This window comes from Actinomadura sp. KC216 (assembly GCF_004348535.1).
GTDB lineage: Bacteria > Actinomycetota > Actinomycetes > Streptosporangiales > Streptosporangiaceae > Spirillospora.
This window is the reverse complement of the sequence record NZ_SMJX01000040.1, coordinates 1-18,176: the sequence shown is the minus strand read 5'-3', so window position 1 is coordinate 18,176 and position 18,176 is coordinate 1. Positions and strand designations below refer to the sequence as shown.

15 protein-coding genes and 1 pseudogene are annotated in these 18,176 nt (G+C 69.2%); 3 read left to right on the top strand and 13 right to left on the bottom strand.

Translation table 11 applies throughout. The annotated features are described in order from the left end of the window. Positions 1–54: 54 nt before the first annotated feature. Positions 55–183 (bottom strand): annotated as a pseudogene (locus E1264_RS09735) (RNA polymerase subunit sigma-24); the annotation flags it as partial. Between the two features lie 525 nt (positions 184–708). Here E1264_RS09735 and E1264_RS09730 point away from each other — a divergent pair. Together E1264_RS09730 and E1264_RS09715 are read left to right on the top strand one after the other, a co-directional pair. Further along, positions 709–1,836, top strand: coding sequence for a glutamate--cysteine ligase (locus E1264_RS09730; RefSeq protein WP_243710835.1), 1,128 nt, complete (start codon positions 709–711; stop codon positions 1,834–1,836). Between the two features lie 569 nt (positions 1,837–2,405). After that, positions 2,406–3,800, top strand: coding sequence for a sodium:alanine symporter family protein (locus E1264_RS09715; protein ID WP_132171815.1), 1,395 nt, complete (start codon positions 2,406–2,408; stop codon positions 3,798–3,800). Between the two features lie 327 nt (positions 3,801–4,127). On the opposite strand, the gene E1264_RS09710 is transcribed toward E1264_RS09715, so the two are convergent. The 12 genes from E1264_RS09710 to E1264_RS09655 form a co-directional block, all read right to left on the bottom strand. Next, positions 4,128–5,129 (bottom strand): PP2C family protein-serine/threonine phosphatase, encoded by a 1,002-nt coding sequence (locus tag E1264_RS09710; RefSeq protein ID WP_132171813.1) that lies wholly within the window; start codon positions 5,127–5,129, stop codon positions 4,128–4,130. A 249-nt stretch (positions 5,130–5,378) separates the two neighbouring features. Further along, on the bottom strand, positions 5,379–7,022 hold the full coding sequence (locus E1264_RS09705; protein WP_132171811.1) for an ABC transporter permease: 1,644 nt from the start codon (positions 7,020–7,022) through the stop codon (positions 5,379–5,381). Further along, complete coding sequence (locus tag E1264_RS09700) at positions 7,022–7,981, bottom strand: ABC transporter ATP-binding protein (protein WP_132171809.1); 960 nt, start codon at positions 7,979–7,981, stop codon at positions 7,022–7,024. The genes E1264_RS09705 and E1264_RS09700 overlap by 1 nt, the downstream gene beginning before the upstream one ends. 492 nt (positions 7,982–8,473) lie before the next feature. Further along, complete coding sequence (locus E1264_RS09695; protein ID WP_132171807.1) at positions 8,474–10,159, bottom strand: Na(+)/H(+) antiporter subunit D; 1,686 nt, start codon at positions 10,157–10,159, stop codon at positions 8,474–8,476. Next, positions 10,149–10,418, bottom strand: coding sequence for a hypothetical protein (locus E1264_RS09690; RefSeq protein WP_132171805.1), 270 nt, complete (start codon positions 10,416–10,418; stop codon positions 10,149–10,151). Before E1264_RS09690 ends, E1264_RS09695 begins: the two co-directional genes overlap by 11 nt. Beyond that, positions 10,415–11,902 carry a proton-conducting transporter membrane subunit gene (locus tag E1264_RS09685; protein WP_132171803.1) on the bottom strand — a complete coding sequence of 496 codons (1,488 nt, stop codon included), beginning with the start codon at positions 11,900–11,902 and terminating at the stop codon, positions 10,415–10,417. The genes E1264_RS09690 and E1264_RS09685 overlap by 4 nt, the downstream gene beginning before the upstream one ends. After that, positions 11,899–13,380, bottom strand: coding sequence for a monovalent cation/H+ antiporter subunit D family protein (locus E1264_RS09680; protein WP_207935819.1), 1,482 nt, complete (start codon positions 13,378–13,380; stop codon positions 11,899–11,901). Before E1264_RS09680 ends, E1264_RS09685 begins: the two co-directional genes overlap by 4 nt. After that, positions 13,377–13,796 (bottom strand): cation:proton antiporter subunit C, encoded by a 420-nt coding sequence (locus E1264_RS09675; RefSeq protein ID WP_207935818.1) that lies wholly within the window; start codon positions 13,794–13,796, stop codon positions 13,377–13,379. Before E1264_RS09675 ends, E1264_RS09680 begins: the two co-directional genes overlap by 4 nt. Continuing rightward, positions 13,793–14,803: a DUF4040 domain-containing protein gene (locus tag E1264_RS09670; protein ID WP_132171799.1), complete on the bottom strand. Its 1,011-nt coding sequence runs from the start codon at positions 14,801–14,803 to the stop codon at positions 13,793–13,795. The genes E1264_RS09675 and E1264_RS09670 overlap by 4 nt, the downstream gene beginning before the upstream one ends. After that, complete coding sequence (gene mnhG, locus E1264_RS09665) at positions 14,803–15,126, bottom strand: monovalent cation/H(+) antiporter subunit G (RefSeq protein WP_132171797.1); 324 nt, start codon at positions 15,124–15,126, stop codon at positions 14,803–14,805. Before mnhG ends, E1264_RS09670 begins: the two co-directional genes overlap by 1 nt. Further along, positions 15,123–15,404, bottom strand: a complete 282-nt coding sequence (locus tag E1264_RS09660) for an MrpF/PhaF family protein (protein WP_132171795.1) — start codon at positions 15,402–15,404, stop codon at positions 15,123–15,125. The genes mnhG and E1264_RS09660 overlap by 4 nt, the downstream gene beginning before the upstream one ends. After that, positions 15,404–15,910, bottom strand: a complete 507-nt coding sequence (locus tag E1264_RS09655) for a Na+/H+ antiporter subunit E (RefSeq protein WP_132171793.1) — start codon at positions 15,908–15,910, stop codon at positions 15,404–15,406. Before E1264_RS09655 ends, E1264_RS09660 begins: the two co-directional genes overlap by 1 nt. A gap of 1,029 nt (positions 15,911–16,939) precedes the next feature. Between E1264_RS09655 and E1264_RS09650 the strand changes: the two genes are divergently transcribed. After that, the coding region (locus E1264_RS09650; protein WP_132171854.1) for a cation:proton antiporter at positions 16,940–18,176 on the top strand (1,237 nt) is incomplete at its 3' end.

Here is an 18,176-nt window from a genome sequence, read left to right as displayed (position 1 = left end):
GTGCGCCAATTCCACGCGTATTGGCGTGGCCTTGCACTGGGTCTAGGCCCTGGACAGGTCCTCGACGTCCGCGGGGTTGCGGGTCATCCGCAGCGCGGCGGCGTACAGCTGATCGAGGTAAGGCAATGCTTCCCGTTCGAACCGCGTCCGGTGCCGCGCCGCCCACGGATCGTTCGTGTGCATCAGGGGCTCCGTTCCCGCATCGCGCTGCAGGCTCGCCGCCCCGCACAAGGGGCGCGGGCCATTGGTGGCCGTTGTGCCGTTTACTCGACTGGCTCCGGGTATCGGCCGCAGATGGGAGAAACCCGTTCCCGGGAGCTTCTGGGGATCTATCTGAACGGCCATCTCGCGGCGTCGGCCGGCGGTGTAGGCCTCGCCCGCAGGCTCGCGCAGGGGCATCGCGCGGCTCGGAGGACGCCGAGCGGCTCAGGCGGCTGGCCTACGACATCGCCGCCGGCAGGGGAGCCCTGTTGTCGATCGTGCGGTCGCCCGGGTTGCCGGTCCGCCGGTACAAGAGCCTGGCGGTGTGGACGGCCGAAAAGGCGGGACGGCTCAAACTCAACGGCGGCCTGCTCCACCGCTCGCCACTGAGTGACGTTGTGGAGCTTGAGGCCCTGACCCTAGCGATTCGTTGGGCCCATCCGAGAACCGCGGGTAGGGGGCAGCATGGGGGCGCTTGACATGGTGGAGGCCGTCCGGGAGTCAGGAATGAGTCTCGGGCTGGAGGAAGAGTTCCTGCTCGTCGACGTGGAGTCGGGAAGGTGCGCACCGCACGCGGAACGGGTGCTGGCGGAAGTCGGGCGGCATCGGTGGCAGGAGTCGGGCGGCGGGTTCCACGTCGAGTTGCCGGCCACGCAGGTGGAGGCGGCGACGGGGGTGTGCCGGGACCTGGCCGGGCTGCGGGAGCAGTTGCGGTACGGGCGGGAACGGCTGGCGGAAGCGGCGCGGGCGGGCGACGCGCGGCTGGTGGCGTCGGGGACGCCGGTGGTCGATGGCCGTCCACCGCCGATCTCGCGGGGCGAGCGGTTCGCCGCGATCGCGGCGGCGTACGGGGACGTGATGGAGGACTACCAGGCGTGCGGCTGTCATGTCCATGTCGGCGTCCCGGACCGGGAGACGGCGGTGGCGGTGGTGAACCATCTGCGGCCGTGGCTGGCGACGCTGCTGGCGCTGTCGGTGAACTCCCCGTTCGACCACGGCCGCCTTACCGATTACGCGGACCGCCGGATGGTGCGGATTGTCGGGTTTCCGGGTGCGGGCGTCCCGCCGTTCGCAGCGTCGGCGGGCGAGTACGACGAGCGGGTCGCGGCGCTGGTGGAGGCGGGCGTGCTGGTGGACGAGGCGATGACGTTCTGGCTGGCGCGTCCATCCCCGCGGTGGCCGACGGTGGAGGTGCGGGTCGCGGACACGGCGGCGACCGCCGACGAGGCGGTGCTGCACGCCGCGCTGGTACGGGGGCTGGTGCGGACGGCGCTGGACGCTCTGGCAGCCGGGCGGGAGGCCCCGAACGTGGACGAGCAGGTCTGCGCGGCGGCGTTGTGGACCGCCGCGCGGCACGGGATGGACGGCCCCGGCCTGGACCCGTTCACGCGGCGGGCCGTCCCGGCGTGGCGGCTACTGGACGACCTGGTCGCCCGCGTCCGCCCGGCACTGGCCGAGCTTGGTGATCTGGACGCGGTGGTCGCCCTGGTGGGCGGCGTTCGCCGGGCGGGAACGGGCGCGGACCGGCAGCGTCACGCCGCCGGCCGGGGCGGTGCCGGCGCGGTGGTGGACATGCTCGCCGGGCAGACCGAATCCGGCCGCCTGCCCGCGGCCACCAACGGTGAACCGGGGTAGCCGGGCGGCCGCGGGACCCTCCGGACCCGTTTGCCGGGCAGTCCCGGAACGGGGCAGGCGACGACTCCGGCGCTGTCGGGAGCGCGCGGGCCGCTGTCGCGTGCGGTGGTCGAGGCGCTGGCCGGGGGCCCGCCACCACCGGACGCTCCCCGCTCCGGCCGCCGGCCCGCGATCGCCGGCGGCAGCTCGACGTTCTCGGCGGCCGTCAGGGGCAGCACCAGGTTGAACGCCTGGAACGCAAGCCGACCCCCGGCAGGAAGGGGTCTTTCGTCCCACCTTTTCCCGTGTCCGCGTCGTCGACGCCAACGGCGTGGTCGATCCGGCGGCGCGGACTTCGCCGGGCTCGCCGATTCGCGGAGTACCCATCCTGGACGCAGACCGGCCCCGCTTGATCGTCTTTCGAGCGGTCGCCGTGGGTTGGGGGCGCCGACAGTCGCGGCGGTGGTCGTTTTCGCATGTTCGTGGAGATCATGTATGGGTAACGGGTTAGTGACGGATCTTCACAAGGGCGCAGTGTGCGGCTAGCGTCCGGAGGCGTTCCCATCTGCTCCCATACCGACGGTGGTTCGATGGACTCGATCGAGAATTTTCTGTCCGATGTCAGTGGTTTTGTCTGGGGCCCGTGGCTGCTGATCCCGCTGCTGCTGTCGACCGGGCTCTACCTGACGATCCTGCTGCGCGGTCTGCAGTTCCGGCATTTCCGTCTGGCGTTCTGGCTGGCGTTCTTCAAGCGCAAGGAAGACGACGACGTCGATGGTGACATCGCGCATTACCAGGCGCTGACGACCGCGCTGGCGGCCACCGTGGGTGTCGGCAACATCGCGGGCGTGGCCACCGCCATCGCGCTGGGCGGTCCGGGCGCGGTGTTCTGGATGTGGGTGACCGGCCTGGTCGGGATGGCGACCAAGTACAGCGAGGCGTTCCTAGGGGTGCGGTTCCGCCGTACCGACGCCGCCGGCGAGCAGAGCGGCGGCCCGATGCACTACCTCCGCGAGGGCATCGGGGGCCGGCTCGGCTGGTTCCTGGGCGGGTTCTTCGCCATCGCCGGCGCGATCGCGGCCTTCGGCATCGGGAACATGGTGCAGGCCAACACGGTGGCCGAGAACGTCGAGGACGAGTGGGGCCTGGTGCCCTGGGCCACCGGCCTGATCGTCACCGTGCTGGCCGCGGCGGTCATCCTGGGCGGCATCAAGACCATCGGCCGGATCACCAGCGCCTTCGTCCCCGTCATGATCGTTTTCTATGTCGTCGGCGCGGCGGCGGTGCTGGCGTTCGAGATCGAGGAGCTGCCCGGGGCGTTCGGGCTCATCTTCAGCGACGCGTTCTCCGGGACCTCGGCCACCGGCGGCTTCGTGGGCGCCGGGGTGGCCGCCGCGATCCGCTACGGCGTGGCGCGGGGGATCTTCTCCAACGAGTCGGGGCTGGGCACCGGCGGTATCGCCGCCGCGGCGGCCAAGACCACCCACCCGGTGCGCCAGGCCCTGGTGTCGATGACCCAGACCTTCATCGACACCCTCGTGGTGGTCAGCTTCACCGCGTTGACGATCATCGTGACCGGCGTCTGGAAGACCGGCGGCGAGGACGACGCGGCCACCTTCACCGCCCGCGCGTTCGATGAGGGCCTGCCCGGCGACTGGGGCAGCGTGATCGTCACCATCGGCGTGCTGTTCTTCGCCTTCTCCACCGTGCTGGGCTGGTCCTACTACGGCGAGCGCTGCATGGAGTACCTGTTCGGCAGGCGCGCGGTCCTGCCCTACCGGCTGGTGTTCATCGTGGCGGTCTACATCGGCTCGGTCTCCACGCTCACCGCGGTGTGGACGTTCTCGGACGTGATGAACGGCCTGATGGCGCTGCCCAACCTCGTCGGCCTGCTGATCCTCAGCCCGCTGGTCTGGCGCGAGACCCGCGCCTACTTCCAGCAACGACCCACCGAAGACCACCCCACCAAGGTCACCAAATCCTGACGCCGTCCCTGGCCCGTCCCCGCCGACGCCGACCGTCGGCGGGGACGGGCTAGGCGGTCAGGCCCTTCCGGTGCCTGCCGAATTCCTGGCTCTCCTCTGTTCGGTCGCGCCGGCGACCCATGGCGGAGCGAATCGCTCGCGACTGCTGTCCCGGTTTTGAGACGTTCATTCCGCCGGTGTTGCCCCGGATCGGTGAGTGCGACTGCGGTCGCCGCCTCGCGACGCCCTGAAACGGTCTCCGGTTCGGACGGCCGCGCGGAACCGGCCGCGTCCGCGGCCTCGGCGTGATCGCGGTTCGACGGCCCGAGCTCGGGGGAGCGGCGCGAGTCACCGGCTTCGGTGCCGGAGCAGGAGCAAGGCGGCGTCGTCGGTGAGTGGTGCGCCGACGAAGCGGGTCAGATCGTCCTGCAGGTCATCGAGCGCCGCTTCGGGATCGGCGGCGTCGAGGATTTCCGTACGCTCGGTCAACGGGTAGAACGCGCCCTTCTTGTTGCGCGCCTCGGTGATCCCGTCGGTGTAGAACAGGATTTGATCACCGGGCGCGAACGTCCGGCATTGCGCCGGGACCGGGACGGCGGTGAAATCGCCCAGGCCCAGGGGCGGCGCGGGCTCCGACGCGTCCAGCGATTCGGAGATCTTGTCCGAGCGGATCAGCAGCGGCGGCGGGTGTCCGCGGTTCAGCAGCGTGACCACGTTTCCTTGAACCTCGGCGAGGACCGCGGTGACGAACTTTTCGCTGGTGAGGTGACGCGCCAGGGCCTTCTCGATCCGCGCGGCAAGGCCGGGCAGGTCGGGCTCGTCGTAGGCGGCTTCCCGGAAGGCGCCCAAGACGACAGCCGCCGTCTCAACGGCCTCCAAGCCCTTGCCTTGCACGTCGCCGACGATGACGCGGACGCCATTCGGTGTCATCACCACTTCGTACAGGTCGCCGCCGATCGTCGCCTGGGCCGCCGCCGATACATAGCGAACGGTCGCGCGGATCGGGCCCACACGCCGAGGTACGGGCCGCAGCAGGACGCGCTGGGCGACCTGTGCGACGGTGCGAACATCGGCCAGCTCGCGTTCATGACGCACCCGGTAGACGGTGGCCAGCATGCTGGCGGCGACGACCCCGACGATCGGAACGAAGGTGAGGTTGCTGTTGCGGGTACCGAGCAGATTGTCGTATTGAGCCAAGACGGCGTAGAGCACGAGGGCGAGCGCGCCCACGGCGGCCGTCCGGCGGACGCGGGCGGACAGACTCGCGAAAGCGGGCCCCAAGGACAGCAGCGGCAGATAGCCGACGCCGGGTCCCGCCAGCACGTCACCGACCGCGACCACCGCCATCATGGCGAAGGGGAGGGCGTCGAGAAATGCCCTATCGCCGCGATCCGTCCGTGGCCACACCCATCTGCCCCTGACCGCAAACCACCCTGATCGTGCACACAGCCTAGCGCCAACCCTGCTGATCACGGGAAACACACGGCGAGCTGGCGAATTCCATGGCCGAAGCCGTGCACTGGCGGTGGTCCAGGCCGTGATGGCCGCGGCGTGCCGTTCGGGCGGTGTTGAACGGCACGCCGCGGGGCTGGACGTGCTTCAGGTGACGATGTCGCGGCGGCGGAACCCGGCTAGCCCGACAGCGACCAGAGCGGCCGCGACGGCCAGCAGGATCACGATGGGCAGCGCGCGGACCTCGGCGCCTGGGAGCTGCGGGACGTGGCCGAAGGGGGAGAGGTCGGCCATCCAGTCCGGCCATTGGAACAGCCCGCCGAGCGTGCCGACCACCAGGGCGTACACCAGTACCGCCCACGCCAGGGCGATGGCTCTCGGGGCCAGCCCGTACAAGGCGATCACCAGCGCCGCGGTGATCCACACCGCCGGGACGTAGACGAGCGCGGCACCGAGCAGCCGGGGGAGCATCGCGGCGTCGCCGAGCGTGGCCGCCGCGGCGACACCCAGGCCCAGGGCACTGAGCAGCAGCAGGAAGGCGGCGCCGAGCAGCGCGACGGTCAGGTGGGAAGCGGCCCACCTGGTCCGGGACACGCCGGTGGCCAGGACCGGTTCCGCGCGTCCGGCGGACTCTTCGCCCTGCGCGCGCTGCGCGGCCAGGATCGCGTAGACCGACACGATCATGGCGAGGATGGAGACGATGACCGTCAGCCACGAGTCGACGATGCTCTTGCCTGGGAGTTCCTCGATCCAGTCGCGGACCGTCCCGCTGTCGGCGGCCATGTCCTCCACGCTGCTCACCAGCGACCCGTACACCAGCCCGGCGGTCAGCATCGCCAGGCTCCACCACAGCAAGGCCGCGCGCTGGAGCCGCAGCGCGAGCCCGAGCGGTGTGGACAGCAACGGTGACGCGGTCGGCGGCCCGGGACGCGGCCGCAGCAGCCCGGCGCCCAGGTCGCGCCGTGCGGCCAGGCGGTAGGCGAGGGCGATCAGCGCCGCGGTGACCGCGATCGCGATGCCGAGCGGCCACCAGCGCTCGTCGACGTAGGCGCGGGTGGCCTGCGCCCAGCCGATCGGGGACGGCCAGGACAGCGCACCGTTGCTCATGTCGCCTACCGCGCGCAGGGCGTAGGCGGTGCCCAGCAGTGCTCCGGCGATTCCGGCCGCGCCCCGGGCGTGCTCGGTCACCTGTGCGGTGACGGCGGCGACGCCGGTGAACACCAGGCCGGTGGCGGTGACGGCGGCGGCGAAGGCGATCGAGCCGGTCCAGGTGATGGACTCCACGCCGCTGGAACCGAGGCCGACGGCCAGCAGCGCGCCGAGGAGGAGGTTCGCACCGGCGACCACGGTCAGGGTGGCGGTGAGCGGGGCGTGCCGCCCGACCGCGTTGGCGCGGACGAGTTCGGCGCATCCGGTCTCCTCCTCGGCCCGGGTGTGCCGGGTCACCAGCAGGACGCTCATCAGTGCCGCGAAGATCGCGACGTAGAGGAGCATCTCGTTGGAGAGCATCGCACCGTAGGTGTAGTCGTCCAGGCCGTGCCCGGGGCCGGCGAGCGCGGCGCCGGTGGGGGAGTCCATGAGGTCCGCGCGGGCCTGCCGCTCCTTTGCCGAGGGGTAGGTGGTGGTGAAGCTCGACACTGACGAGACGGTGCTGAGCACCAGCGCGGCGATCCACACGGGAAGGCGGACTCTGTCACGGCGCAGCGTGAACCGAACGAGCGTCGCGGTCCCGCGCAGGGAGCCGGCGCGGTGGTGCCGTGGCGGCGCTGCGACCGCCGTCGCGGCGGCCATCACGCCTCGTCCTGTCCGCGCCGCCCGCCGGGCGTGGTCGGAGGGACGGTCCGCGTCGCGGGCGCGGCCAGGGCGGGATCGTCCTGGTAATGGCGCAGGAACAGCTCCTCAAGGGTGGGCGGCCGGCTGGTCAGGGACCGGACGCCGCTCCTGGTCAGCAGCTTGAGCGCTTCGTCCAGGCGATCGGTGTCGACTTCGAAGTCGATCCGGTTGCCGTCGATCTTCGGGTCGTGCACGCCGGGCAGCCCGGCGATCCCGTCCGGAGGGCCGGCCAGCTCGGCGTGGATGGACGTGCGGGTCAGGTGGCGCAGGTCGTCGAGCGTGCCCGTCTCGACGGTGCGGCCGTTGCGGATGATGGTGACGCGGTGGCACAGCGCTTCGACCTCGCTGAGGATGTGGCTCGACAGCAGCACCGTCCGGCCTTCACCTGCCTGTTCCAGGACGCAGTCGCGGAAGACCTCCTCCATCAGCGGGTCCAGCCCGGAGGTGGGCTCGTCGAGGATCAGCAGTTCGACGTCGGAGGCCAGCGCGGCGACGAGCGCCACCTTCTGCCGGTTGCCCTTGGAGTAGGCGCGGCCCTTCTTCTTGGGATCGAGTTCGAAGCGTTCGAGCAGGTCGGCGAGGCGGGTCTTGTCGAGTCCGCCGCGCAGCCGGCCGAGGAGGGCGATCGCCTCGCCGCCGGACAGGTTCGGCCAGAGGGTGACGTCTCCGGGGACGTAGGCGAGCCGCCGGTGAAGTGTCGTGGCGTCTGCCCAGGGGTCACCGTCCAGGAGGCGGACCGATCCGGCGTCGGCGTGCAGCAGGCCGAGCAGGACGCGGATCGTGGTCGATTTCCCGGCGCCGTTGGGGCCGAGGAAGCCGTGGATCTCGCCGGTGGCGACGTTGAGGTCGAGACCGTCCAGAGCATGGGTACGACCGAATGACTTGTGCAGGCCGGTAATGGAGATGGGGTCGTTCATCGGGACTCCTTCTGCGTCGGTATGCGACAGCGAAACGGAGTTGCCGGTACACAGGAGAAACCCACCGGAGTGCAGGCGTGATCACCGACGATCACGTATTCCGAAGGCGTGATCGAACGGAATTGCGGCAGCTACCGGCGGTGGTGTCCGGCTCCCGGACGGGGCGGGTCGGAATCGGCTTTGCGGGCCGCGGCGTGGGCGGACGACAGCCGTCCCACCGGACCTGGCGTGGAAGGTGCGAGCAGCTCTAGAACGGCAGGTCGTCCGGCTACCTGGACGACGCACGCGGCCGGCCGATCCGAACCGGCACCCTGCGATGTGCTCACAACCCTAAGCTACACATCGTCCAAAGCCTTTTAAAGCGTCTTGCGTGAATTCGGCGGCTCGTGCCCGGGGTGAACGAGGAAGGCAAAGAGGTCGGCACGGTCACGCTGTCGCCTGTTCGATTGCCCCCTTCCTGCTGTTTCCCGTCCCGTATGCGGTGGCGTTGAGTCAGAGCAAGGAAATCAGCAGGAAGAGGCCGAGAAGCAGGGCGACCCACATGACCATGACGTCGGTGGGCCACGGCACACCGAGCCACCCTCGCGCCTGCAGAGGCCGGAAGGCGATGGTGGAGGTGCGCTCCGCCTTCCGCCGTAGGGGTTTGCCGATCTGGTCCCGCATGTGCGTCGCCCCCCGGAGTCCCGTGCGCCAGAGGCGGGGCAGGTAGCGGCGGTAGAGCACGTCGGCGTCCAGGTTCACCGAGGGCAGTTCGGGCGGGTAGAGACCGGTCCGCATCAGCACGGTGAACGCCATCGAGGCGAGCAGCAGGAGCTGCACCTGGTTCACCACGTGAGGAACCGTGTAGGCCGAGTAGTCCATCTCGTGGGGCAGCAGGCCGTACAGCAGGTTCGGCGCCACTCCGATGGTGATGGAGCAGGCCGCCGCCAGGCCCATGGCGACGCGCATGTTCAGCGGTGCCTCGGCGACCCGGTGTCCCCGGTCATGGGCGAAGAAGGCGAAGAAGGGGATCTTGATTCCGGCGTGGTGGAAGACCCCGGCCGAGGCGAACAGGAGCAGCAGCCACACGGCGGTGCGGTGCTCCTCCGCGACCGCCTCCATGATGATCGATTTGGTGGCGAATCCGGAGAAGAGCGGGAACGCGGAGATGGACGCGGCTCCGACGACGCACAGGATCATGGTCTGCGGCATGGACTTGTAGAGCCCGCCCAGTTCTGAGCCCTTGGTCGTTCCGGTGCGCAGCATCACCGCGCCCATGCTCATGAACAGCAGGCCCTTGAACAGGATGTCGGCGAACGCGTGCGCGGCCGCGCCGTTGATCCCGAGCGCGCCGCCGACCCCGACCGCGGCGACCATGAAACCGAGCTGGTTGATCATGCTGTACGCCAGCACCCGGCGCAGGTCGTTCTCGATCACGGCGTAGAAGATCGGGAAGCAGGCCATCGCCACGCCCACCCACACCAGCGCCCCGGTTCCGGGGAAGCCGCGGGCCAGCACGTAGACGGCGAACTTGGTGGTGAAAGCCGACAGCGCCACAGTGCCGACGACGGTGGCCTCCGGGTAGGTGTCCTGCAGCCAGGCGTGCAGGACGGGGAAGGCGCACTTGATCCCGACGGCGAGGAGGATCAGCACGCCCCCGGCTCCGGACACCCCGATGAAGCCGAACTCCACACCGACCCCGGACCGCACGTGCAGGACGATGCCGCCCAGCATCAGCAGGCCCGAGACGACCTGCGCGACGAGATAGCGCATCCCCGCGCGGTAGGCCCGCTCGGTGCGCCGCGCCCAGATCAGGAACACCGAGGACAGCCCGGCCAGCTCCCAGAAGACGAAGAGCGTGAGCAGATCCCCGGCGAGCGCCCCGCCGACCGCGGACGAGGCGTAGACGGGGATCACGGTCTGCTGCAGCCGGTCCCGCACATTCAGGGCGTAGATCATCGAGATGAAGGCCGCCACGAGGAAGGCCGTCGCGAAGACCCGCGCCAGGGCGTCCACCCGCAACGGCTCCAGCTCAAGGCCGAGCATCTCGAAGCCGCCGTGGACGCCCTCGGGCAGAGTCCACAGGATCACCAGCGCAGCGAGCGGAAGCAGCATCATCCAGGCCGCGCGCACCCGGCCGTTCAGTAGCGGAATGGGCAGCGCGCCGGCGATGAGGAGCAGCGCCGGGTTAATCGTCATCGTCGGTCCGCTCTGGCGACTCGTAGAAGTCCTCGCGGCGCATCAGCACGCGGCGCAGCTGCTTGGCCACCAGCACCAGGGTCACGCTGCCGACGAAACCGAAGGCGGCGTAGAAGCCGAAGACGTTCTCGACATCGAAGAACGGGTGCTTGGTGTAGAGCAGATCGGCGAGGAACACCAAGGCGCACAGGATGTAGAGGCCATGGACGATGCGGTCGACGTTGCGGGGCTCGTCCAGCCAACGATGATCGTCTTTCACGGCGACTCCAGGACCTCGTTGAGAGGGGCGATGACCGCATCGGCTCCGGCGAACAGGGCCACGCAGGCCACGGCGGTGAGGACCAGCGGGAGGACCAGGGTCCACGGCGCCTCACCAGAGCCGTCCGGCTCCATGGGCGGTCGGAAGAACGCCCGCACCGGGATCGGCATCAGGTAGGCCAGCGACAGCAGGGACCCCGCCAGCAGGACGCCGAACATCACGGTCTGCCCGGCGTCGGCCGCTCCCAGAAGGAGCAGCCATTTGCTCCAGACACCGCCCAGCGGAGGCAGCCCGACGATGGAGACCGTGGCGACCAGGAAGGCCCCGAACGTCCAGGGCATGGCGCGGCCGAGCCCGTCGAGCTCGCTGACCCGTGTCCGGTTCGTCGCGGTGTAGACGGCACCGGCGCAGAAGAACAGAGTGATCTTCGCGGCGGCGTGGTTGACGATGTGCAGCGCTCCTCCCGTGGCGGCGAGGTCGTTGGCCAGCGTGGCGGCGAGCACGATGTAGGCGAGCTGGCTCACCGTCGAGTAGGCCAGCCGTTCCTTGAGATCGTTGCGAGTGACCGCGATCAGTCCCGCCCCGAGCAGTGTGACCGCCGCGACCCACATCATCGGCTCCGCCGCTCCGGTGACGTCGAGCGTGTCCAGGCCGAAGACGTAGATCGAGACCTTCAGCACCGTGAAGACGCCCGCCTTGACCACCGCCACGGCGTGCAGCAGGGCCGACACCGGAGTGGGCGCGACCATGGCTCCGGGCAGCCAGCGATGGAAAGGGAACAGCGCCGCCTTCCCGATACCGAACAGGTAGAGCGCGTACAACACGGTCAGGGTGGCGGTGCCCGCCGTGCCCTCCAGGATCCCCCCGGGGACGAAATCCGTGGTCCCGGCCAGGATCGCCGTCCACACAAGGGCCGGAAGCAGCAGGCCGATCGAGGTCGTCAGCAACAGCACCAGATAGACGCGTCCGCCGCGTTTGGCCTGTTCGTTGCCCGAGTGGATGACCAGCGGCCAGGTCGACAGCGTCAGGACCTCGTAGCCGATGAACAATGTGGCCAGGTTGCCGGCGAACGCGATCCACAGCGCCGCCGCGATGGACAGGGCGAAGAAGAAGTAGAAGCGGGTCTGGCGGCGCTGCAGGTTTCCGCGCATGTAGCCGATGGCGTACAGGGTCGTCACCGGCCAGAGCAGTGCGGCGACGGTCGCGAACAGCAGCCCGAGCGGCTCCAGGGTGAACACCAGCGAGATGCCCGGCAGCCAGTCCCACAGCCGGAAACGCAGCCCGTCGCCCACCGCCGGCCACAGCGAGAGCACCATCCCCGCCACCACCACGCCGGCCACCAGCGAGGCAGCCTCGCGCAGGTTGGAACGGCGCCGGAGGGCAAGTACCGCCAGACCGCCCAGCAGCGGCACCGCCACAGCGGCCGGCAGGGCGACCGCGGCGTCGGGCGACAGCCAGCCGGCGCCGGCGGACTGGACGCTCATTCCGCGACCCCCAGCAACGCGGCCGCGGCGTCTTCGGCCAGACCCATCGGCCAGCCCGGTGCGAGACCGAACACCAGTGACAGCAGGACGAGGGCCCAGGTCGCGGCGGCCATGGACGCCGGTGGTCTCGCAACCGCCACGGGCTCCGGCTCGGCGGGCCGGCGGAACCACCCGATCTCGATGACCCGCCCCACGTAGACCAGGGACAGCAGGGAGCTGATCAGCAGCACCGCGAGGACCGCCCAGCGACCGTCCTCGATGAGCGCCTCCGCGAGCACCCACTTGCTGACGAACCCGGCCGTCGGCGGCACGCCGACCAGCCCGAGCCCGGCCAGCACGATCGCGGCGAACGTCCACGGCATGCTCCGGCTGAGCCCCGCCATCGCCGGCAGCCGCGCCGAACCGAGCCGCAGCACCACGATCCCCACCGCGGCGAACAACGCGCCCTTGATCAACGCGTGATTGATGATGTGCAGGTACGCGGCGGTCAGGCCGTCGGCGGTCGCGAGACTCAGACCGGCGACGATGTACCCGACCTGGGCGATGCTCGACCAGGCCAGCAGGTACTTGAAGTCCGACTGGAAGCAGGCGACGGCGGAGGCGACCAGCATGGCCAGGCAGGCCAGCAGCAGCCCGATCTCGGTGACCGGCATCCTGCCGAAGACCAGCGCCGCCCCGAAGACACCGAACGCGAACCGCAGCAACGCGTAGATCGCCACCTTGGTGTTGGTGGCCGACAGGAACATGGCGACCGCCGACGGTGCCTCCGCGTAGGCGTCCGGCAGCCAGGCGTGCAGGGGGAACAGGGCCATCTTGATGGCCAGCCCCACGAACACGAAGATGACCGCCGCGGCCAGAGCGCGGTTGCCGTAGATGTCCGGGAGCCGCTGCGCCAGATCGGCCATGTTGAGCGTCCCGGTCACGGCGTAGGCCAGCCCGATGCCGATCAGCACGAACGTGGCGCCGATGGTTCCGACGATCAGGTACTGCAACGCGGCCAGAAGGGCACGCTTGCGCCGTCCCATGGCGACCAGCGCGTACGAGGACAGCGACGTGATCTCCAGGAAGACGAAGGCGTTGAAGGCGTCACCGGTGGCCGTGATCCCGAGCAGACCCGTCAGGTTCAGGCAGAGGCAGGCGTAGAACAGCGGAACCTTCGGCGACTCGATCTCCGCCGCGATGCTCCGCCGGCTGTAGACGGCCGCGGCCAACCCGATGGCCGACACCAGGATCAGCACCGGAACGTTGGCCTTGTCGATCACGTACTCGATGCCCGCCGGCGGCCGCCACCCGCCCATGTCGTAGCGGAACACCTCGCCCCGGGCGACATGCCAGGCCATCACCGAAGCGCAGGCCAGCGACGCCGCCGATGCGGTCAGGAACAGCAGCCAGGCGACCGTCCGGGAACGCAGCAGCACGCACAGCGGAGCGCACAGCAACGGGATCACGACCTGCAGCGCGGGCAACTGGGCCGTCACGACGAATTCCCGTCGAGCGGAGCTCGTCCGTTGGATGGTGGTGGGTGGGGGCTGGAGGACGGTCCGTCGTCGGCCTTGTCCCGCTCGATGACCTCGTCCTCCTCGAGCGTGCCGTAGGCCTCATAGATCCGCACCGCGAGCGCGAGCCCCAGCGATGTGGTGGCGACACCGACGACGATCGCCGTGAGGATCAGGACATGCGGCAGTGGATGGGAGTAGGTTTCGACGCCCTTCTCGATGATCGGCGCATGGCCTCCCTTGACCTTCCCGAGGGAGATGTAGAACATGAACACGCCGATCTGGAAAAGGTTCAGGCCGATCAGCTTCTTCACCAGGTTGCCGTGGCTGATGACCGTGTACAGGCCGATCACCATCATGGTGAAGGCGAACCAGTAGATGTAGTGGCCGCCGATCACCGGCGCGCTCCACGATTGGCGAAACTATAGAACACCGCGATCAGCACGGCCGCCACCGTGATTCCCACCCCGGTCTCGATGACCAGGATCCCGAGATGCTGACCTTCCTTGGGGTGGTCGGGTACCAGAGTGCCGTAGTCGAGGAACGAGCCGCCCAACGCCATGTTCACGATGCCGAGACCGGCATAGAGCAGCACGCCGGCCGGCAGGAGGGCCAGCATCGCCGGCCATGGCAGGACGCGTTCGACACTTCTGATGCCGAAGACCAGTCCGTAGAGGACGAAGCCGGCCGCGAAGATCACACCCGCCTGGAACCCTCCGCCCGGACCATAATCACCATGGAAAAGAACATAGAAGGCGAAAATGAGTATGAAGGGCATCAATATCTTGCTGGCGACACGAAGGACTCGGTACTCGCTCATCACGTTCGCGCGCGCTTCGTCGCGCACTTCATCCCCGTCGCGGTCGGTGCGCCGCCGTGTCCGCATCAACAGGAGCGGCACGGTGACTCCCGCCGTGAAAATCACGACCAATTCGCCTAGGGTGTCATAGCCGCGATAGCTGGCCAGAACTGCTGCGACGGTGTTCGGAATACCGACGTCCTCCTGTGAATCCTGAAGATAGGTCTCGGTCACCGGATGGGTCTGAACGGGTGTGTCCGGTTCGGCGAACGACGGCAGGTCCTGGCTCGCGTAGACCAGGGTGGCGCCCAGCAACAGGGCCACCGCGGCGCCCGACCAGAGCTTGCGGGGAGGCGTGACCGCCTCTCGTGAACGGGTCAGGGCCAGCGCGACGAGGAACAGGACCGTGCTGATCCCCGTCCCCACGGCCGCTTCGGTGATGGCCACGTCCAGCGCGTCCAGTGACACGAACAGGCTCGCCGACAGCAGCCCGGCCAGCGCCGTCAACATGGTCGCCTCGTAGAGCGCACGCAACCGGGTGACCGCGATCGCGGTCGCCACGAGCAGGGCGAACAGCGAGACGTTCATCAGCACCAGCAGCGACATCAGCGGCGGCTCTCGCCTTCGGCGGGGAGCCGCTCGCCGTCCCGGCGCGCAGCCTGTGCGAGCGCATGCGCGGCGGTCGGGCCCGTCAGCATCATGAACAACAAGATCAACACCAGTCTGACCGCGCCCTGCCAGCTTTCCACCTGCAGGAGCAGCCCCAGGATCAGCAGGCTCGCTCCGGCGGTGTCGGTGAGGCTGCCGGCGTGCGTGCGCGTGTAGAAGTCCGGGAACCGCAACAAGCCGACGCCCCCCGAGACCACCAGCGCGCAACCGGCCAGCAGCAACGCGCCGCTCGCGGCATCGATGAGCAGGGAGACGTTCACGCCGCCTTCCCCTCGCCGGGCTCGGGCAGCAACTCCTCAAGGTGGGTCAGGCGCAACACGGCGATCGTGGTCACGAAATTGACCAGTGCGTAGAGCAACGCGATCTCGAATATGTACGATCGGCCTGAAATCGTTCCGAGCACCGCGATGAAGAGAACGGTCTTCGTTCCGAATACATTGATCGCCAGTATCCTGTTGTAAAGCCTCGGCCCCATGAATGCTCTGGTCAGAGCCAGGGCCATGGCGACGAGAAGCGCGACGACGGCGGCGACGAGCATCACCGCGCCTCAAGCCTTGTGACTCGGTCCAGCATCGCGCCGCCCTCCAGTTCGGTGAGGCCCTCCTGGTGAATGCTGTGAACCTCGATATCCTCCTCCCGAAAAGAAACCGAGAGCGTACCCGGCGTCAATGTGATCGAGTTCGCGTAAACGACCTTCGACATGTCCGACAGACCGGTCGTCGGCATCGTGCCGACCACGGGACGGGGCCGCCTCCGCGGCGACCACACCAGTCGCACGACCGTCAGCGCCGAAAGCAGGATCTGGCCACCCAGCCACAGCAGATAGCGCGGCAGGCGCGGCACCAGCCGCAGGGGGAGACTCTCCTCGTCGATGACCGCCATTCGCAGTACCACCCAGACCACCAGAACCACGGAGAATGCGCCAAGTATCAGCAGCAGCGGCGTATAGTGCCCGGATATCACCAGCCAGAAGGCCACGAGCAACGGCACCAGTTGCAGCGCCGTGGCGCGACGTCTCGAATCTCGCGCATTCCTTGCGGACATCGTTCTCCCGTACCGATCCTCCACCTGGACTGTGGACGATCTTCGAGCGTGGCGAGGGGGCCTGCCGTTGTATGACTCCGCCGATCATGCGCCGTTCAGGTCGCGACCTGCTTCACCGACGCGCATGGTCCGCGGGACCGGCGCAGGGAACGAGGTGACGAGTGCGGCGTTCGCCCAGACGTTTCGCTTATCTGGTACACCGAAGCGGGGAGCCTGGCCGGTCTCGGTGACGCGGGGCTACCGGCTGCCCGCGGCCGAGCCGTGAAGGCGGTGAGTGGGAAGGTCATGGACGCACTCCGAGAGACGTTCGGTCAGGACTCGCCGACCAGACTTCCCGGCACACCAGTTCACGACCCTAACGGGATTCGCGCCAGATGACCACACAGGCACTCTGGTGATCATTACCTCAACCGGGACTGGCTCGGCGCCGTCCTGCTCGCGTGCCGAACCCGGAGCGAGACGGCGGCCCACGAGCCCGGACGGCCCCGGCGTGATCGCCGGATGACGCTGAAGCTGGCGGCGGCCGAGTGCGTGACCCGGCGACGCCGTAGCCGGGTCACGCACGCCGCTATCGTCGCGGCAACAGCGCGGTCGTCGACCCGCGTTCCTCGCCAACCGTGCCCAACGATTCCGCTGCAGCAGGGCGGCCCCGCCCACTGGATCCTTGGTGCTCCCCGAGCCGCACCACCACGGTGCACACCGAACACGGCAACCGGGATCAACTTCGCGAAGCGTGGGGCCGCCCTTGGCACGGGCGATGCTCCGCGCGGGGGCTCACCGCCGGTCTGGTGACAGATCGTCGTCTGGCGGCCGTGAGGTGCTGGTCTGCGTTCGGTGCCACCCGGCTGACGGTCGTGAGCGGACATTCGGCGTCGGCCGGTGCGCTGGTGAGCGGCGCCGATCACGCGAAGCGGGCGCGGCCGATCGGTGGCTCTCGTTAGGCATTCGATGGGATTCCCGTTAGGGTCGTGACCTGGTGTGCCGGGAAGTCTGGTCGGCGGTTCTCGTCCGATCGTCCCGGGGGTGCCGATGACCGCTCTGCTCGCCGTGTTCGCGGCTCTGCTGCTGTTGGCGGTCCTGGTGTCGAGCCTGGCCAACCGTACGGTTCTGTCGACCGCGGCGCTGTTTTTGGTGGGCGGGTTCCTGCTCGGTGACGGTGTCGGCGGGGTGGTGTCGGTTCAGCCCGGCGATTCGCTGGTGTACGGGCTGGCCGAGCTTGCGCTGTTCGCGGTGCTGTTCGCCGATGGGATGCATGCCGGGTGGCCGGACCTGCGCAGCGCCTGGCGGCTGCCGGGACGGGCGCTGGGCTGGGGTCTGCCGCTGACCCTGGTGGTGACCGCCGCTCTGGCGCATTACGTCGTGGGCTTGGGCTGGGTGGAGTCGTTGCTGATCGCGGCGGTGCTCACCCCGACCGACCCGGTGTTCGCGGCCGCGCTGGTGGGCAACGACAAGGTGCCGCCGCGGCTGCGGCATCTGCTGAATGTGGAGTCCGGTGTCAACGACGGGCTGATCCTGCCGTTCGTGGTGCTGTTCTTGGCCGTCGCGCAGGGCTCGGACGATCTGCATCTGGGCGAGCTGGGTTCCGAGCTCGCGCTCGGCCTGGTCATCGGGGTGGCCGTGCCGTGGGCGGCGATCATGCTGGAGCGCACCCGGCTGTTCGCCACCTCTCCCCAGTACGAGCCGCTCAACGCGGTCGCGATCGGGCTGCTGGTGCTGGCGCTGGGCAAGGCCACGCACGGCAACCTGTTCCTGGCGGCCTTCGCCGCCGGTGTCACCGTGGCCACCATCGGCGACCGGCATCGTCAGGCGTTCGAGGAGTTCGGCGGGCTGGTCGCCGAACTGCTCAAGCTGGCCGCGCTGCTGATCTTCGGTGCGCTGCTGACCCCGGCGTTCCTGGGCGAGGTCGGCTGGGCGGGCTGGGTCTTCGCGGTGCTGGCCCTGGTGCTCGCGCGGCCGGTGGCGATCTGGGTGTCGTTCCTACGGTCCGGGTTGACCGCGCGTGAGCAGGGCGCGGTGATGTGGTTCGGGCCCAAGGGGTTCGCGTCGGTGGTGTACGGGCTGCTGGTGCTGGAATCGGGCATCTCGGCCGCCGACCAGATCTTCCATCTCGTCGCGGCCACCATCGTGCTGTCGATCCTGGCGCATTCGTCCACCGACGTCCTGGTGGCGCGGGGCTTCGACGACGAACGCGAGGTACCCGCCTGGTTCGGGCCGGTGCTCAGCCGGGCCCGGACCCTGGGCCGCAGACCCAGCCCACCCACCGACC

Bases quoted from the DNA above. Each gene is read 5' to 3' on its own strand.
- E1264_RS09660 (WP_132171795.1), bottom strand. From the start codon at position 15,404: ATGCTCGTCGCCGCCGTCGTCGCGCTTCTCGTCGCCATGGCCCTGGCT.
- E1264_RS09710 (WP_132171813.1), bottom strand. From the start codon at position 5,129: ATGATGGCGGTGGTCGCGGTCGGTGACGTGCTGGCGGGACCCGGCGTC.
- E1264_RS09715 (WP_132171815.1), top strand. From the start codon at position 2,406: ATGGACTCGATCGAGAATTTTCTGTCCGATGTCAGTGGTTTTGTCTGG.
- E1264_RS09655 (WP_132171793.1), bottom strand. From the start codon at position 15,910: ATGTCCGCAAGGAATGCGCGAGATTCGAGACGTCGCGCCACGGCGCTG.
- E1264_RS09685 (WP_132171803.1), bottom strand. From the start codon at position 11,902: ATGAGCGTCCAGTCCGCCGGCGCCGGCTGGCTGTCGCCCGACGCCGCG.
- E1264_RS09695 (WP_132171807.1), bottom strand. From the start codon at position 10,159: ATGACGATTAACCCGGCGCTGCTCCTCATCGCCGGCGCGCTGCCCATT.
- E1264_RS09705 (WP_132171811.1), bottom strand. From the start codon at position 7,022: ATGGCCGCCGCGACGGCGGTCGCAGCGCCGCCACGGCACCACCGCGCC.
- E1264_RS09670 (WP_132171799.1), bottom strand. From the start codon at position 14,803: ATGTCGCTGCTGGTGCTGATGAACGTCTCGCTGTTCGCCCTGCTCGTG.
- E1264_RS09700 (WP_132171809.1), bottom strand. From the start codon at position 7,981: ATGAACGACCCCATCTCCATTACCGGCCTGCACAAGTCATTCGGTCGT.
- E1264_RS09730 (WP_243710835.1), top strand. From the start codon at position 709: ATGAGTCTCGGGCTGGAGGAAGAGTTCCTGCTCGTCGACGTGGAGTCG.